At 60.3% G+C, this 15,925-nt stretch carries 13 protein-coding genes; 7 read left to right on the plus strand and 6 right to left on the minus strand.

The features are described from left to right. From AC1RJ3_RS18305 to AC1RJ3_RS18320, 4 genes are all read left to right on the plus strand, one after another. Nucleotides 1-777 (plus strand): IclR family transcriptional regulator, encoded by a 777-nt coding sequence (locus AC1RJ3_RS18305; protein WP_103317459.1) that lies wholly within the window; start codon nucleotides 1-3, stop codon nucleotides 775-777. Between the two features lie 246 nt (nucleotides 778-1,023). Next, the gene (locus AC1RJ3_RS18310) at nucleotides 1,024-2,079 is read left to right on the plus strand and encodes a Gfo/Idh/MocA family protein (protein WP_493079712.1); all 1,056 of its coding nucleotides are present in this window, start codon (nucleotides 1,024-1,026) and stop codon (nucleotides 2,077-2,079) included. 2 nt (nucleotides 2,080-2,081) lie between these two features. Further along, nucleotides 2,082-2,897: a sugar phosphate isomerase/epimerase family protein gene (locus tag AC1RJ3_RS18315; RefSeq protein ID WP_493079714.1), complete on the plus strand. Its 816-nt coding sequence runs from the start codon at nucleotides 2,082-2,084 to the stop codon at nucleotides 2,895-2,897. 111 nt (nucleotides 2,898-3,008) lie between these two features. Further along, nucleotides 3,009-3,890, plus strand: coding sequence for a DMT family transporter (locus tag AC1RJ3_RS18320; protein ID WP_493079716.1), 882 nt, complete (start codon nucleotides 3,009-3,011; stop codon nucleotides 3,888-3,890). 6 nt (nucleotides 3,891-3,896) lie between these two features. Here AC1RJ3_RS18320 and AC1RJ3_RS18325 read toward each other — a convergent pair whose 3' ends face one another. After that, the gene (locus tag AC1RJ3_RS18325; RefSeq protein WP_103317450.1) at nucleotides 3,897-5,519 is read right to left on the minus strand and encodes a methyl-accepting chemotaxis protein; all 1,623 of its coding nucleotides are present in this window, start codon (nucleotides 5,517-5,519) and stop codon (nucleotides 3,897-3,899) included. 98 nt (nucleotides 5,520-5,617) lie between these two features. Continuing rightward, complete coding sequence (locus AC1RJ3_RS18330; RefSeq protein WP_347928087.1) at nucleotides 5,618-6,931, minus strand: MFS transporter; 1,314 nt, start codon at nucleotides 6,929-6,931, stop codon at nucleotides 5,618-5,620. 606 nt (nucleotides 6,932-7,537) lie between these two features. Here AC1RJ3_RS18330 and quiC point away from each other — a divergent pair. Both quiC and AC1RJ3_RS18340 read left to right on the plus strand, forming a co-directional pair. Then, nucleotides 7,538-9,439, plus strand: coding sequence for a 3-dehydroshikimate dehydratase QuiC (gene quiC / locus AC1RJ3_RS18335; protein ID WP_493079719.1), 1,902 nt, complete (start codon nucleotides 7,538-7,540; stop codon nucleotides 9,437-9,439). A gap of 101 nt (nucleotides 9,440-9,540) precedes the next feature. Continuing rightward, entirely contained in the window at nucleotides 9,541-10,218 is a 678-nt protein-coding gene (locus tag AC1RJ3_RS18340) for a TetR/AcrR family transcriptional regulator (protein WP_054594161.1), read from the plus strand. 66 nt (nucleotides 10,219-10,284) lie between these two features. Here AC1RJ3_RS18340 and AC1RJ3_RS18345 read toward each other — a convergent pair whose 3' ends face one another. Together AC1RJ3_RS18345 and aroQ are read right to left on the minus strand one after the other, a co-directional pair. After that, a complete protein-coding gene (locus tag AC1RJ3_RS18345; protein ID WP_103317441.1) occupies nucleotides 10,285-11,139 on the minus strand; it encodes a shikimate dehydrogenase in 855 nt (284 codons plus the stop codon). Nucleotides 11,140-11,144: 5 nt separating this feature from the next. Beyond that, nucleotides 11,145-11,585 carry a type II 3-dehydroquinate dehydratase gene (aroQ, locus tag AC1RJ3_RS18350; protein ID WP_347928086.1) on the minus strand — a complete coding sequence of 147 codons (441 nt, stop codon included), beginning with the start codon at nucleotides 11,583-11,585 and terminating at the stop codon, nucleotides 11,145-11,147. 233 nt (nucleotides 11,586-11,818) lie between these two features. Between aroQ and AC1RJ3_RS18355 the strand changes: the two genes are divergently transcribed. Next, the gene (locus AC1RJ3_RS18355) at nucleotides 11,819-13,054 is read left to right on the plus strand and encodes an MFS transporter (RefSeq protein WP_347928085.1); all 1,236 of its coding nucleotides are present in this window, start codon (nucleotides 11,819-11,821) and stop codon (nucleotides 13,052-13,054) included. Here the strand turns inward: AC1RJ3_RS18355 and cueR are convergent. Both cueR and AC1RJ3_RS18365 read right to left on the minus strand, forming a co-directional pair. Continuing rightward, on the minus strand, nucleotides 13,008-13,421 hold the full coding sequence (gene cueR / locus AC1RJ3_RS18360) for a Cu(I)-responsive transcriptional regulator (protein WP_054594157.1): 414 nt from the start codon (nucleotides 13,419-13,421) through the stop codon (nucleotides 13,008-13,010). The two genes, AC1RJ3_RS18355 and cueR, sit on opposite strands and share 47 nt — an antisense overlap. Continuing rightward, the gene (locus AC1RJ3_RS18365) at nucleotides 13,418-15,814 is read right to left on the minus strand and encodes a heavy metal translocating P-type ATPase (RefSeq protein ID WP_493079723.1); all 2,397 of its coding nucleotides are present in this window, start codon (nucleotides 15,812-15,814) and stop codon (nucleotides 13,418-13,420) included. The genes cueR and AC1RJ3_RS18365 overlap by 4 nt, the downstream gene beginning before the upstream one ends. Nucleotides 15,815-15,925: the final 111 nt, after the last annotated feature.

Here is a 15,925-nt window from a genome sequence, read left to right on the forward strand (position 1 = left end):
ATGGCCGGCAGTCAAATCGAACGTGTCTTCAGTGTTCTGGAAAGTCTTACCAGTGATCCGCGAGGCTTGCCGATGCAGGTGCTGGCCGAGCAACTGGAGATCCCGAAAAGTGCGACGCACCGCTTGCTCGCCGAGCTGATCCGCCTGGGTTACGTGCGGCAGAATCCGGACAACTTGCGTTATCACCTGTCGACCAAACTGGTTGCCATGGGTTTTCGTTACTTGTCGAGCAGCGGTGCGGATATCGTCCAGCCGGTGCTTGATCGGTTGGCTCAGGAAACCGGCGAGCTGGTGCGATTGGGCGTGATCGAGGGCGAGCGTCAGACCTGGATCGCCAAGTCTCAGGGCGCGCGTTCCGGTTTGCGCTATGACCCGGACATGGGCCGCGATGCACCGTTGTTCTACACCGCGTCAGGGCACGCGTGGCTGGCCAGCCTCAGTGATGCCGAGGCTTTGTCACTGGTGGAACGGCAAGCGGCGGATAGGCCGCTGGAGTTGGGACCGAATGCACCGCGCTCCAACATCGAACTGCTCGAGCGCCTGCGCCTGGCCCGCGAACATGGCTATGCGTGGGTTCAGGAGAGCTCGGCGGTCGGCACCTCGGCAATCGCCGCAGTGGTGCGCCATCCGGTGGATGGGCGGGTGGTAGGCGTGCTCAGTGTCGCCGGGCCGAGTGCGCGGTTGCCCGAGTCACGACTGCATGAACTGGCGCCGTTGTTGCTGCAATTTGCTCAGGAGCTGTCGGCGGCGAGTCAGGCCTCGGAGCTGTTCAACTGATCGCCATATCCCCATATCCCCATATCCCCCCTGTAGGAGCAAAGCTTGCTCGCGATGCAGACACTGCGGTGTTTCAGGAAGACCGCGTCATCGTTTATCGCGAGCAAACGGAACGCCGCCCGGCTGCTCCTACAGAAGCTGTGCGCTGTTCGAACACTATTGGCGTTTCCTTGTGTGATAAATTGGAATTGAGTTCTAGATTATTGGAATTCGATGTCCTGACAATAATCACAAGAGGATTGCACTGTGAGTTCGCCACTTCGCATTGCGCTGATTGGCGCCGGCAATATGGGCCAGCAGCATTACCAGCATCTCAAGACCCTGAATGAGGCGACCTTGTGCGCAGTGGCCGATCCTGGTCCGCAAGCCGCCGGGATCGCGGCCGAGTGGGGCGTGCCGTATTTCACCGATCACCGGGCACTGCTGGAGCAGCTCAAGCCTGACGCGGTTATCGTTGCCAACCCGAACAACCTGCACGTGAGCACGGCGCTCGATTGCCTGGCCACTGGCGTGCCGGTGTTGCTGGAGAAACCGGTGGGCGTCCACCTGGATGAAGTGCGCGAACTGGTGGCCGCGTCGACAGCCACTGGCGTGCCGGTTCTGGTCGGTCATCATCGTCGGCATAATCCGCTGATCGCCCGCGCCCATGAGCTGGTGCGCAGCGGGGCACTGGGGCAACTGACGATGGTCACCGCGCTCTGGCAGGTGCGCAAACCCGACAGCTATTTCGAGATTCCCTGGCGCCGCGAGGCCGGTGCCGGAATGTTGCTGACCAACCTGATTCACGACCTCGATCTGCTACGCCACTTGTGCGGAGAAGTGCATCAGGTACAGGCCATCACCAGCAATGCGGTGCGCAGGTTTGCCAATGAAGATTGCGCGGCGGTACTGCTGCAATTCGACAACGGTGCGCTGGGCAGTCTGACCGGCTCCGACGCGGTGGCGGCGCCCTGGAGCTGGGAACTGGACTCGGGAGAAAACCCGGTTTACCCACGCCAGTTCGACCAACCGTGCTACCTGCTGGCCGGGACCGCTGGCGCACTGAGTATTCCGCAACTCAAGCGCTGGCATTACTTAGACGCGGACGCCGGTTGGCATCAACCCTTGCAGGCCGTTCAAGAATGTTTCAACGCGGATGAAGCACTGCGCCTGCAATTGCAGCATTTCGTGAAGGTGGCCCGAGGTGAGGCGAAGCCGCTGGTGAGCGTCGCTGACGCGGCCCGAACGCTGGCGCTGATCGAAGCCATACGCGAGGCCGCTGCCAGCGGTCGCGCCGGTGTTCCGGCACGGATCGAGGAATGAACATGAGCGAGCGTATTTTCTCCCTGGCCAGCCTGACCGTTCTTGAATTGTCGCCGCCGGAGATGGTCGAGGTGGCGGCGCGTGCCGGGTATAGCCATGTCGGGCTGCGACTGGTCCCGGCTACCCCCGAGGAGCATCATTTCCCGCTGATGGCCGATGCACAGTTGTGGCAACAGACGCGGGCGCGGCTGCGTGACACTGGCATTCAAGTGCTGGATATCGAAATTCTGCGACTGAAAGCCGAAACCCGGGTGGCGGATTTCGAGGCGATCCTGGCGGCCGGCGCAGAGCTCGGTGCCAGTGAATTACTGGTAGCCGGTAATGATCCTGACGAGCGGCGGCTCACCGAGAATTTTGCCGAACTCTGCGATCTGGCGGCGGGTTACGGTTTGCACACTCATCTGGAGTTCATGCCCTGGACCGATGCGCGCAACCTTGAGCAGGCCGTGCGTATTGTTGAAAACGCTGATCACCAATACGGTGGCGTGCTGGTGGATGCATTCCATTTCGATCGCTCGGCTTCACGTCTGGAAGATCTGGCCAGGGTCGCGCCGTCACGCCTGCGTTATGCACAGCTGTGCGATGTGGCAGGACCCAGGCCTGCAGACATGCAGGAGATTTTGCGTCAGGCACGCAACGAGCGGCGTTTCCCTGGCGAAGGGGATTGCGACCTGCTTGGGTTATTGAGGTGTTTGCCGGTTAATCTGCCATTGAGCCTGGAGGTGCCGGCCGTGCAGTTACAACGGCAGGGCGTGAGTGCCTTGCAGCGGGCGCAGATGGCGTTGGACAAGACGCGTGCGTTGTTGGCGTTTGTTTGACCGGTGCTGCGCACCTTCGCGGGCAAGCCTTGCTTTTCAGGTTTTCGCTGACCTGTAGGAGCAAGGCTTGCCCGCGATGCTTTTCAGGTCCTTCAACTTTCGGGATTTCCCATGACTGTATCGAGCACTCCGCTTTCCGGTATCAATCAACCCTTCAAAGGCATCCTGCTGATCATTGTCGCGACCTTCCTGTTTTCCACTCACGACGCTTTGTCCAAATACCTGTCGGGTTTCTATCCGGTGATCATGGTGGTGTGGGCGCGGTATCTGGTTCACACGTTGCTGATGGCCGGGATTTTTCTGCCGCAATCGGGCTTGCGTGTCCTGCGCACCAAGCGCCCGTTGCTGCAATTGCTGCGGGCACTGTGCTTGCTCGGGACCAGCCTGTTGTTCACTACGGGCTTGTTGTTCATTCCTTTGGCGGAAGCCACTGCGGTCAACTTTCTCGCGCCGGTGTTGGTGACCGCGTTGTCGGTGCCATTGCTCGGTGAGCGGGTGACGCGCGGGCAATGGCTGGCGGTGATTTGCGGGTTTATCGGCGTGTTGATCATCGTCCATCCGGGCGGTGATTTGTTCACTCCGGCGGTGTTGCTGCCGTTCTGCTCGGCGTTGTTTTTCTGCTTCTACCAACTGCTGACGCGCAAACTCAGCGAGGTCGACAGCCCGACCACCAGTAACTTCTTTGCCGGTTTGTGCAACACCCTGGTCATGAGCGCGCTGGTGCCGATGTTCTGGCAAGTGCCGAGTTTGACTCATGGCCTGTTGATGCTGGCGCTGGGTAGCTGCGGGATGACCGCGCATCTGTTGCTGACTCAGGCATTCCGGCATGCCGCACCAGCACTGCTGGCACCCTTTGGTTACTGTCAGATCGTGTTTGCCGGACTGCTCGGCTGGTTGCTGTTTTCCCACACGCCAAGCCTGACCACGGTCATTGGCATCGCGATCATTTGCCTCAGCGGTCTGGCGGCGGCGTGGCAACAGCGCAGAAGCTGATTGCGCTCAAAACCTGAAACGCACGACCAGGTTCTGCAAACCGGCCGCCAGTTGCGACAACTCCCGACTGGTGGCGCTGGTCTGGGTCGACGCATCGGCGCTTGCCAGCGACAGGTCGCGGATGTTCAGCAGGTTGCGATCGACCTCCCGGGCCACTTGTGCCTGTTCTTCCGAGGCGCTGGCGATCACCAGGTTGCGCTCGTGGATCTGCTCCATGGCGCAGGTGATTTGCGTCAGGGCCACGCCGGCCTGTTCGGCGATCGACAAGGTCTGGGCCACGCGCTGGCTGTTGCCGTGCATCGACAGCACCACACTGTCGGTGTCGCCCTGAACCCGGGCGATCATCTGCTCGATTTCCCGGGTCGACTGCTGGGTGCGATGGGCCAGGGCTCGCACTTCATCGGCAACCACGGCAAAACCGCGCCCGGCTTCCCCGGCTCTTGCGGCTTCGATGGCGGCGTTGAGGGCCAGCAGGTTGGTCTGTTCGGCAATGGCGCGGATGACATCCAGTACTTTGCCGATTTCCCGGGATTGTTCGGCCAGGGTCTGAACCTGTTGCAGCGCGGTGCCGACTTCGGCACTCATGGCCTGGATCGAATCGAGCGTCTCGATCACTCGCGCCTGACCCTGAGTGGCCTCTATCGTCGACTGGCGCGTGGTGTCTGAGGTCGAGACCGCGTTGCGTGCCACTTCTTCGACGGCGACGGTCATTTCATTGACCGCCGTGGCGGCCTGCTCGATTTCGTTGTGCTGCTGTTGCAAGCGATTGGAGTCCAGCCCGGTGTTCTGGCTCATCTGCTGCGCCGCACCGTTCAGTTGGTTCGACGTATCGCTGATCAACTGCAGGGTGTCGCGCAGGCTGTTTTGCATGCTGGCCAGAGCCCTGAGCAAACGGGCGGTTTCATCGGGCCCCTGGCTCTGGATCGGTGCACTCAGGTCACCGTCAGCGACCTGCTCGGCCACACGCACAGCCTGGCGGATGGGCATGACGATGCTGCGGATCAGCAGCCAGGCCAGGCATGAGGTCAGCAGGGCAACAGCGATCAGTGCGCCGATCACGGTCATTTTTACCTGGGCGTAAAGCCCGTCGGCATGGCTGGCCGATTGACTGACTTCGCTGGCGGTGAGGTTCATCAGCTCGGTGAATTGATCGCCGGTCTGGGTCGAGTAATCCTGGATTTTTCCGTTGAGCAGCGCGCTCATGTCCTCGCTGCGGTTTTGCCGGGACAATTCTTCGTATTGATCCAGCGCCTGTCGGTAGCTCTTTACAGTGCTGACAAAGGTTTCGTATTGCACGCGGTTGTAGTCGTCGACCAGGGGCGCAAACCTGGTCAGCGTTTGCTCAAGCCAGCCTTCCACCTGATGCAGGCGGGCGATAGTGGCATCGAGTACTTTGGGCTCGCGGTTGAGCGCCATGCGCAGGCTGAGCACGCGAATGCTCAGAATGTAGTCGCGGATTTCCCCCAGGTAGCGTGTGCTGGGCAGGGAGACGTTTTCGGTGTGCTGGCCGGTGGCGCGTACTTCGGCCACCTGCTTGAGGGCAAACAGTCCTTGCAACAACACCAGCAGGGCGATTAGGCCGAAGCTGATCAGTGCACGTTTGGCGATGCTCAGGTTACCCAGAGACATGGTATGAGCTCCGTGGACGGAAAAAAGAGGGACGAAATCGGCAGCCGTGCGAACAAAAAAAACGCAGGCCTGAAACCAGGCCTGCGAAAGAGGAAGCGTCAGTCTTCGAGGTTCGGAATCTTGCGCGGTGCCATGAAGTACAGCCAGATCAGCGCAATGAAGTACATCGCCGGAATCATGGTGAACAGCACGGTGTAGTTGTTATTGGTGATGGTCAGGATGTGCCCGACCAACTGGGTCATGAACATCCCGCCAATGGCGGCGCACATGCCGCCGAAACCGAACACCGTGCTCATCATGTGCTTGGGCGTGTAGTCCATCACCAGGCTCCAGATGTTCGCAGTCCAGGCCTGGTGCGCGCCGATGGCCAGCGAGATGGCAAACACTGCGACCCACAGGTTGCTGGAGCCGGCGGCCATGATCACGCCGATGATGCAGCAGGCGAACAGCAGCATCGACATCAACCGGGCCTTGATCGGGTTGACCCCACGGCCGATCAGGAACGAGGACAGAATGCCACCGCCGACACTGCCGAAGTCGGCCGTCATATAGATGATGATCAGCGGAATACCCATTTGGGTCACGTTGATACCCAGGTTGTATTGCTGATTGAGGAACGGCGGCAGCCAGTACAGGTAGAACCAGAACACCGGCGCGGTCATCGAGTAGGCGAGGGCAAAGGCCCAGGTGCCACGCATCCGCAGGATCCGCGAGAACGGTACGCGTGCCTGTTCCGGTTCGGCTTCGTTCTGGATGTAGTCCAGTTCCGATTGCTTCACCGACGGGTGATCTTCCGGGTTGAAGTACTTCAAGCCCCAGAACACCAGCCAGATCCCGCCCAGTGCCGACATGCACAGGAACGCGGCTTGCCAGCCCCAGACGTGGAGGATCAGCGGCAGCAGCATCGGCGTGAACATCGCGCCGACGTTGGTCCCGGCATTGAAGATGCCAGTGGCCACGGCACGCTCACCGGCAGGGAACCACAGCCGGGTGGTCTTCACGCAGGCCGGGTAGTTGGCAGCTTCGGTCAGCCCGAGAATAAAGCGGCAGACCATAAAGCCCAGGGCCGAAGTCGCCAGGCCATGGGCACCGGTCGCCAGGCTCCAGAGCAGCACCGCGCAGAAGAACACGCGCTTTACGCCGATCCGGTCGATCAGTCGGCCTTGCAGCACGAAGCCGACGGCGTAACCGACCTGGAACCAGAAGTTGATGTTGGCGTAGTCCATCGCCGTCCAGCTCATTTCCTTGGCCAGGATCGGCTGCATGACGCCCAGTGCGGCGCGGTCGATGTAGTTCAGGGTGGTGGCGAAAAACACCAGCGCCAGCATGCCCCAACGGGTTTTGCCGACTGCCATGGCGCCACGGATTTTGTCGCCGATGCCGCCGGACGCGACACCCAGGCCTGAGGCCATGCGGGCGCTTTCTGTGTGAGAGCTCTGAGAAGGAATCATCTGTGCCATCCGTTCAATGACTGACAAGCAAGGCTCGTCGGGACTTCATGGGCGCGTGATCAATCGTCGGGGTGCGCAGATGCGCAGGGTGAAAACAATGATTGATCGGCTGAGTGTTTGTGTTGGCTCAGTGTTGGCTGAGGCAACCAAAGCGCGTGTTCAGCATGCGGGCCGGGTTCGGTCGCAGGCGCCAGAAAGGTTCGAAGGCGGTTGGCGGTTGGGCGCCAGGCACGGGGAATGAAGGAGAGAGCAACGGAGCAAGGCGTTGAATGCAAGCATGAGCGTGTACCCGATTTTTGAATTTTTTATGGTGTGTTCTGGGTCTTTGGTCACTTCGACCGGTGGTTCATGACCGGACTCGATGTGCTGCCGATGGTGCGCAGTGAGCGAAAAATCGTCAATTCGCCAACCGCCATTGTGTTCGATAATCGCACAGTAAACTAACCGGTTGGTACACTTTGAATTGCCCAATGAGCAGGTCAGCTCAATAATTCCCCCGGCCCTGGCGCTCCCAAAAAACGCGCGACGGCTCTAACAAGATCAACCCATCCCACCGGGAGTCGAAACATGCAGCGTTCCATTGCCACCGTTTCCTTGAGCGGTACCCTGCCGGAAAAACTCGAAGCCATTGCCGCCGCGGGTTTCGATGGGGTGGAGATTTTCGAGAACGACCTGCTGTACTACGACGGCAGCCCGCGTGAAATCAAACAGATGTGCGCTGACCTGGGCATCGCCATCACCCTGTTTCAGCCCTTTCGTGATTTCGAAGGCTGCCGCCGCGACCGCTTGCCGCGCAACCTTGAGCGCGCCGAGCGCAAGTTCGACCTGATGCAGGAACTGGGCACCGACCTAGTGCTGGTGTGCAGCAACGCCGCGGCCGACAGCGTTGGCGATGAACAGATTCTGGTCGATGACTTGCGACTGCTGGCCGAGCGCGCCGGGGCTCGTGGCTTGCGGATCGGTTATGAAGCGCTGGCCTGGGGCCGGCATGTGAACACGTATCAACAGGTTTGGAACATCGTCCGCCAGGCGGACCATCCGAATCTGGGCGTGTTGCTGGACAGTTTTCATACCTTGTCGCTCAAGGGTGATCCACGGGCTATCGCGGATATTCCCGGCGAGAAGATTTTCTTTGTGCAAATGGCCGACGCACCGATCCTGGCGATGGACGTGCTGGAGTGGAGCCGACATTTTCGTTGCTTCCCCGGACAGGGCGAATTCGACTTGCCAGGTTTTCTCGCGCCGATTATCCAGAGTGGTTACACCGGGCCGCTGTCACTGGAAGTTTTCAACGACGGATTCCGCGCCGCGCCACCACGCGCCAATGCCGCCGATGGTCTGCGCTCCTTGCTGTATCTGGAAGAGAAGACCCGAGCGCGTTTGCAGCAACAAGCGACGCCCACACCGAACCTCGACATTTTGTTTGCCACGCCGCCTGCCAGTGAGTACGACGGCATCGAGTTTCTCGAGTTCGCGGTGGACGAAAGCCTTGGTGCCAAACTCTCGCATTGGCTGGAGCGACTGGGTTTCGTCAAGGCCGGTGAGCACCGCTCCAAGAACGTCACGCTGCTGCGCCAGGGCGATATCAATCTGATTCTCAACTCTGAACCCTATTCGTTTGCCCACAGCTTTTTCGAAGCGCACGGGCCGTCATTGTGCGCGACCGCAGTGCGGGTCAAGGACAGCGCCAGTGCGCTGGCCCGGGCGGTGGCGTACAAAGGGCAACCCTACCGTGGGCTGGTCGGCCCCAATGAGCTGGAACTGGCGGCGGTCCGTGCGCCGGATGGCAGCCTGATTTATCTGGTGGATGAACACGCCGATGTCTACGGCACCGACTTCCGGCTGCATCCGACGGTAGCCACCGCTGGTGGACTGAAAAGGATCGACCACATGGCGATGGCGCTGCCGGCGGACAGCCTCGACAGTTGGGTGCTGTTCTACAAGAGCCTGCTGGATTTCGAAGCTGACGATGAAGTGGTGTTGCCTGACCCTTACGGCCTGGTGAAAAGCCGCGCGCTGCGTAGCCGATGCAGCTCGATCCGTCTGCCGCTGAACATTTCCGAGAACCGCAACACCGCCATCTCTCACGCCTTGTCCAGTTATCGTGGCTCCGGTGTGCATCACATTGCCTTTGACTGCGACGATATGTTCGCTGAAGTCAGTCGCGCCAAAGAGGCCGGCGTACCGCTGCTGGACATCCCGCTCAATTATTACGATGACCTCGCTGCACGCTTTGATTTCGATGACGAGTTCCTCAGCAAACTTGCCTATTACAACGTGCTGTATGACCGCGACGCTCAGGGCGGTGAGCTGTTTCATGTGTACACCGAGCCGTTTGAAGGGCGCTTCTTCTTCGAAATCATCCAGCGCAAAAACGGTTATGCGGGATATGGTGCGGCCAACGTCGCGGTGCGCCTGGCGGCGATGGCGAAATCACGCAGCGGGGGTGTGCGTCACGCCAAGTTGTAGGAAATTGGTAAACGCAGGGGTAAACGGTCGTGGCGAAGCTTCCTTCACTGCAGCGTGCGGCCCATAATCGCCAGCTGTGCAGTGAAGGCCATGAGCCCGGAATGAGAATGACCACAGAACTCACCGTCGCGCCCGACGAAACCTTGATCGAGCCGCGCAAGAGTCGCAAGAACAACCCGGAAAAGACCCGCGAGAACATTCTTCAAGAAGCCATTGTCGAGTTCGTTCAGCAGGGCCTGTCCGGTGCTCGTGTCGATGCTATCGCCGAACGCATCCACACCTCGAAACGGATGATCTATTACTACTTCGGAAGTAAGGAGCAGCTCTACGTCGAAGTGCTGGAGAAGCTTTACGGCGATATCCGCAGCACTGAAAGTCGCTTGCACCTGGCTGAGCTGGAACCGCGTGAGGCGATCCGGCGTTTGGTGGAATTCACCTTCGATCACCATGACCGCAACGTCGATTTTGTGCGCATCGTCAGCATCGAGAACATCCACAACGCCGAGTACGTGAAGCAGTCCGAAGCGATCAAGGCGATGAACAATACGATCCTCGATTCACTGGGCGTGATTCTGCGTCGCGGTGCCGAAGAGGGTGTATTCCGTAGCGGGCTGGATCCGCTGGACGTGCATTTACTGATCAGTTCGTTCTGCTTTTACCGGGTGTCGAACCGTCATACCTTTGGTGAGATTTTCCAGATCGACTTGCCGGATGAAGCGATCAAGCAACGTCATCGCCAGATGATCTGCGAGTCGGTACTGCGTTATTTGCAGGCCTGAAGCTCAAGCCAGCAGATTGATGATCGTTCCCATGCGTGGGAACGAACATCAAGAAGACCGTGGTCGTTAACCATTCATGCTTTGAAAATGCGCGAGCATTCGCTGTGCATCCGGCGCCACGCCGCTGAACAACTCAAAGGCCTTTACTGCTTGAAACACCGCCATGTTGCCGCCATCCAGAGTACGGCAACCCAAGGCACGGGCGTTGCGCAGCAGTTCAGTTTCCAGTGGAAAGTAAACGATCTCCGCGACCCACAATTCAGCCCGTAGCAACTCCACCGGCACTGGCATGCCGGGCAGTTTGGCCATGCCCATCGGCGTGGTGTTCACCAGACCATCGGCCTGCGCCAACGCACTCGGCAGATCGCTGCCGGCACAGGCCCGGCCGCTGCCGAAATGCTGATTGAGATTATTCGCAAGGCTTTGCGCACGACTGACGTCCACATCGAAAATACTCAATTGCTGCACGCCTTCGCTCAACAGCGCGTGGGCCACCGCAGCCCCCGCACCACCAGCGCCCATTTGGACGACGCACTCGCGGGCAGCATCCTTCAAGCCACGGCGAAAACCTTCGGCGAAACCGAGGCAGTCGGTGTTGTGCCCAATGCGTTTTCCGTCCTTGAGCACCACGGTGTTGACGGCACCAATGCCTCGGGCTTCAGGCGAGAGTTCGTCGAGCAGCGGGATGATCGCCTGCTTGCACGGAAAGGTGATGTTCAGACCGGTAAAGTTCATCCGTTCCGCTGACATCAGCAGGTCGGGGAGGGCGCCGCTGTCGAGTTTCAGTTGATCGAGGTCAATCAACCGATAAAGGTAGCGCAGGCCTTGGGCATCACCTTCGCGCTCATGCAGCGCGGGGGTTCGAGACGCCTGGATACCGGCGCCGATGAGTCCTGCGAGTACCGTGTTGTTCTGCGACATGTGACTTATCCCTTCAAGCGTTGACTGAAATGCTCCAGCGCCAGGCGATAGCCGTGGCTGCCGAATCCACAGAGGACTGCGGTGGCGATGGCCGATACGAACGAGTGGTGACGGAATGGCTCGCGAGCATGCACATTGGACAGGTGTACTTCGATCACCGGTAACTCGCTGGCGACCAGCGCGTCACGGATCGCTACCGAAGTGTGCGTCCAGGCCGCCGGGTTGATCACGATTCCGGCACAACGACCGCGTGCCGAGTGAATCCAGTCGAGCAATTCGCCCTCGTGGTTGGTCTGGCGAAACTCCACTGCCAGGCCGAATTCTTCGCCAGCGCGACCGCACAAGGCCGAGATGTCGGCCAGGGTTTCGTGGCCATACGTCGCCGGCTCACGGCTGCCGAGCAGGTTCAGGTTCGGGCCGTTGAGCACCAGAACGATAGGGGACATCAGGGCGTTCTCCATTGTTATTGTGGGCGTGGGTCGAGGGTGACCCGCCTGTGGAGATAAATTGTACCAGCTGGTTAATTTGGTCAATTGAAGCTGAGCGGCAAGTTGCGCAAGACGGCAATAAGTGTTCGATGATCGGACAGTCGCTGTCGTCAGTGTGATCGCTGCCATGCGGTGCTTTAATTGACCTTGAAGGAAGCCCGAGGCAGAACGCTACCCACTCAAGGATGATTGTGAACACCGATCCCACGCCCCACCAGTCCACCCGCAACGCCCAACTGGTCATCGCTGCGCGACTGGTCTCGGACTTCGGTGCGTTTCTCAATATGGTGGCGCTGGCCACTTACGTTTATATGCTCGGCAACAGCGCCATGAGCGTCGGGATCTTTCTCGCCAGCCGCGTGGCCGGTGGGGTTTTTGCCAGTTTGATCGGCACGATGTTTTATCGCCGTTGGGGCGGACGCTTACCGTTGATAGCCTTCGACCTGCTGCGTGCCGGGCTGTTAGGCCTGTTGCTGGTATTACCGGTGTCGCAGCAAGTGCTGTTATTACCGGTGATCGCTTTCGGTCTGGGGCTCGGTAACTCGATGTTTGCCATCGGCCTCAACAGTCAATTGCCGCACATGATCGCCGGGGAGCAACTGCTCAAGACCAATGCCTGGATCACTTCGGCTTCGTCCACAGCGATGGTTGGAGGGAGTCTGGTGTCGGGGCTGTTGGTGGCTGGTTTCGGCTTCGAAACGGTGTTTGCACTGAACGTCGTCACTTATCTGTTGGCGGCACTATTCATTGTGCCGTTACGGTTCTCCAAACCGGCACCGAATGCCGAGCCAACCCACAAACGGGACGAATGGAGCGCGCTACGCCAAGGCTTGTGCAGCTCGCCGGTCATCGCTGCGATGCTCGCGTTGGCGATGGCCGACACCCTCGGCAGTGCCGCGCACAATGTGGGTTTCCCGATTATTTCCAAACTGCTGACACCCGAGTCGGCCAGCACCACGCTGGGCTTGATGCTGGCGGTGTGGGCGTGTGGCAAGTTGATCGGAGCACGGGTGGCCAGCCGCTTGCCAGGCTCGGAAAACTCAAACCTGGAGCGGCGGTTCTTTTTCGGCGTGTTGTTGATGTCCAGCGGCTTCATCCTGATGTTCCAGCAACAGAGCCTCTATGGCTTGCTGCTGTTTGCATTGCCGGCGGGCCTGGGGGATGGCTTTTCCGAGGTCGGGCTGATGTCGCGCTTGCAGCGTGAACCGGACAGCCTGCGTCTGCCGATTTTCAGCGTTCTGACCTTGCTGCAAATGACCGGGTTCGGCGTCGGCATGTTGATCGCCGCGCCGTTCTACAACGTGTGGGCACCCGGCGCGGTGGTGCTGCTGTTTCACGGGATCCCCCTCAGCACCTTGCTGGTACTGAGGGTGTTGGCGATCAGGGGCGAGCGGGCTCGGCGCAGCAGCCCGACGCCAGTTCCTTGAGAATCGGGCAGTCCGGGCGGTGGTCGCCCTGACAATGTTCCACCAGATCCTGCAGGGTGTCGCGCAACTGGCCGAGTTCGCGGATTTTCTGGTTCAGCTCGTCGATGTGCTGACGGGCCAGTGCCTTGACGTCAGCGCTGGCTCGTTGGCGATCCTGCCAGAGGGTCAGCAGTTTGCCGACCTCTTCCAGGGAAAACCCGAGATCGCGTGAACGCTTGATGAACGCCAGGCTGTGCAGGTCGTCGTCGCCATAGATGCGGTAGCCGCTGTCAGTGCGATGCGCTGCCTTGAGCAGGCCGATCGACTCGTAATAGCGAATCATCTTGGCGCTAAGGCCGCTGTGTCTGGCCGCTTGACCGATGTTCATTCAACGTCCTCCAGGTCTTTCGGTTTCCAGGTCTTGAGCAGTAAAGCATTGCTTACCACGCTGACGCTGGACAAGGCCATCGCCGCACCGGCGATCACCGGGTTGAGCAAGCCGAAGGCTGCCAGCGGAATGCCGATCAGGTTGTAGACGAAGGCCCAGAACAGGTTCTGGCGGATCTTCGCGTAGGTCTTGCGGCTGATCTCCAGCGCTGCTGGCACCAGGCGAGGATCGCCACGCATCAAGGTGATCCCGGCTGCGTGCATCGCCACGTCGGTGCCGCCGCCCATGGCGATGCCGATATCCGCCGCTGCCAGCGCCGGAGCGTCGTTGATGCCGTCGCCGACCATCGCCACGACGCCGGTTTTTTTCAGCTCAGTGACGGTCGAGGCTTTTTCGGCCGGCAGCACTTCGGCGTGAACGTTACTGATGCCCAGTGCTTGTGCAACCACTCGGGCGCTGCCACGGTTGTCACCCGTCAGCAGGTGACTGCCGATGTGTTGCGTGTTCAATTCCTCAATCGCTTGCAGCGCGCCAGGCTTGAGGGTGTCGCCAAAGGCGAACAGGCCGAGCACCCGCGGCTTGGGGCTTTGCTCGATCAGCCATGACAAGGTTCGACCCTCGGCTTCCCAGGCGTTGGCGGAGTCGCTCAAGAGACCGGCGCTCAAGCCGCTTTCTTCCAGCAGACGGCGATTACCCAGCGCCAATCGGCGACCGTCCAGCGTGCCGGCAATGCCACGACCGGTCAGTGACTGGCTGGCGCTGACATCGGCCACCGGCAAGTCACGCTCGGCGCAGGCATCCAGCACGGCTTTGGCCAGTGGGTGTTCGCTGCCGCGTTGCAGGGCGCCTGCCAGTTGCAGCAGGCTCGCTTCGTTGCCGTCGATGGCACTCAAGTGAGCGATGCGCGGCGTGCCCGACGTCAGTGTGCCGGTCTTGTCGAACACCACCACGCTGACTTCATGGGCGCGCTCCAGCGCTTCGGCGTCCTTGATCAGAATGCCGTGGCGCGCGGCCACGCCAGTGCCGGCCATGATCGCGGTCGGCGTGGCCAGGCCGAGGGCGCAAGGGCAGGCGATCACCAGCACCGCGACTGCGTTGATCACCGCGGTTTCCAGCGGTGCGCCGTACAGCCACCAGCCGATCAAGGTTGCCAGCGCTAAAAGCAGCACCACGGGGACGAACACCTGGCTGACTTTATCCACCAGCTTTTGAATCGGTGCCTTGCCGGCCTGGGCGTCTTCGACCAGACGGATAATTCGCGCCAACACGGTTTCTGCGCCAAGCGCTTGAGTTCGAACCAGCAGCCGGCCTTCGCCGTTGATTGCGCCGCCAGTGACTTTGTCGCCGGGATGTTTGGGCACCGGCAGGCTTTCACCGCTGATCAGCGCTTCGTCAGCATGGCTCTGGCCTTCAATCACTTCACCGTCCACCGGGAAACGTTCGCCGGGTTTGACCAGCACCAGGTCACCGAGGCGCAACGCGCTGATGGCGACGTCCTGTTCGCGGCCGTCGATCACTTGAATTGCCCGTTCAGGACGCAAGGCTTCAAGGGCGCGAATGGCGCTGGCGGTCTGGCGTTTGGCGCGGCTTTCGAGGTATTTGCCGAGCAACACCAGCGCAATCACCACCGCAGAAGCTTCGAAATAAAGATGCGGCATGCTGCCGGCGCTGACGGTGGCCCACAGGTAAATGCTCAAGCCATAACCGGCGCTGGTGCCCAGGGCCACCAGCAGGTCCATGTTGCCGGCGCCCGCGCGGACGGCCTTCCACGCGGCGACATAAAAGCGTGCACCGAAGATGAATTGCACTGGGGTCGCCAACGCAAACTGCACCCAGGCCGGGAGCATCCAGCTCAGGCCGAACGGCTGCACCAGCATTGGCAGCACCAGTGGCAAGGCCAGCACGATTGCCAGCAGCAGGCTCCAGCGCTCACGGCGCAGACGCTGCACTTGATCGTTATCGGTGGATTGTTCGGCTTGCCAGACGCTGGCGGTGTAACCGGCCTTGCTGACCGCATCGATCAACACCTGCGGATCGATCTGACCGAGCAGTTCGAGATGCGCGCGTTCGTTGGCCAGGTTGACGCTGACGCTGTTCACCCCGGCGATTTTATTCAAGGCACGTTCGACCCGACCGACACACGAGGCGCAGGTCATACCGCCAATGCTCAATTCGAGGCTGTGTGCGGGCACGCTGTATCCGGCCTGCTGCACGGCTTCCATCAGCGCTGGCAAACTGTCGCGAGGGGCCTGGACGCGCGCTTGCTCGGTGGCCAGGTTGACGCTGACGCTGCTTGCGCCAACAACTTTGCTCAACGCACGCTCGACACGTCCGGCACAGCTGGCGCAGGTCATGCCGGATATCGGCAGATCGAAGGTGGTGGAATCGGACATCGGTCTTACTCCCTGTAGAGATGACCTACAGGATCAACCTTGCCACGCGGGTAAGGTCAAGCGCCATGTAGGAGCAAGGCTTGCCCGCGATGAACGATGACGCGGTTGGCC

This window comes from Pseudomonas sp. GW822-FHT04C11 (genome assembly GCF_058800905.1).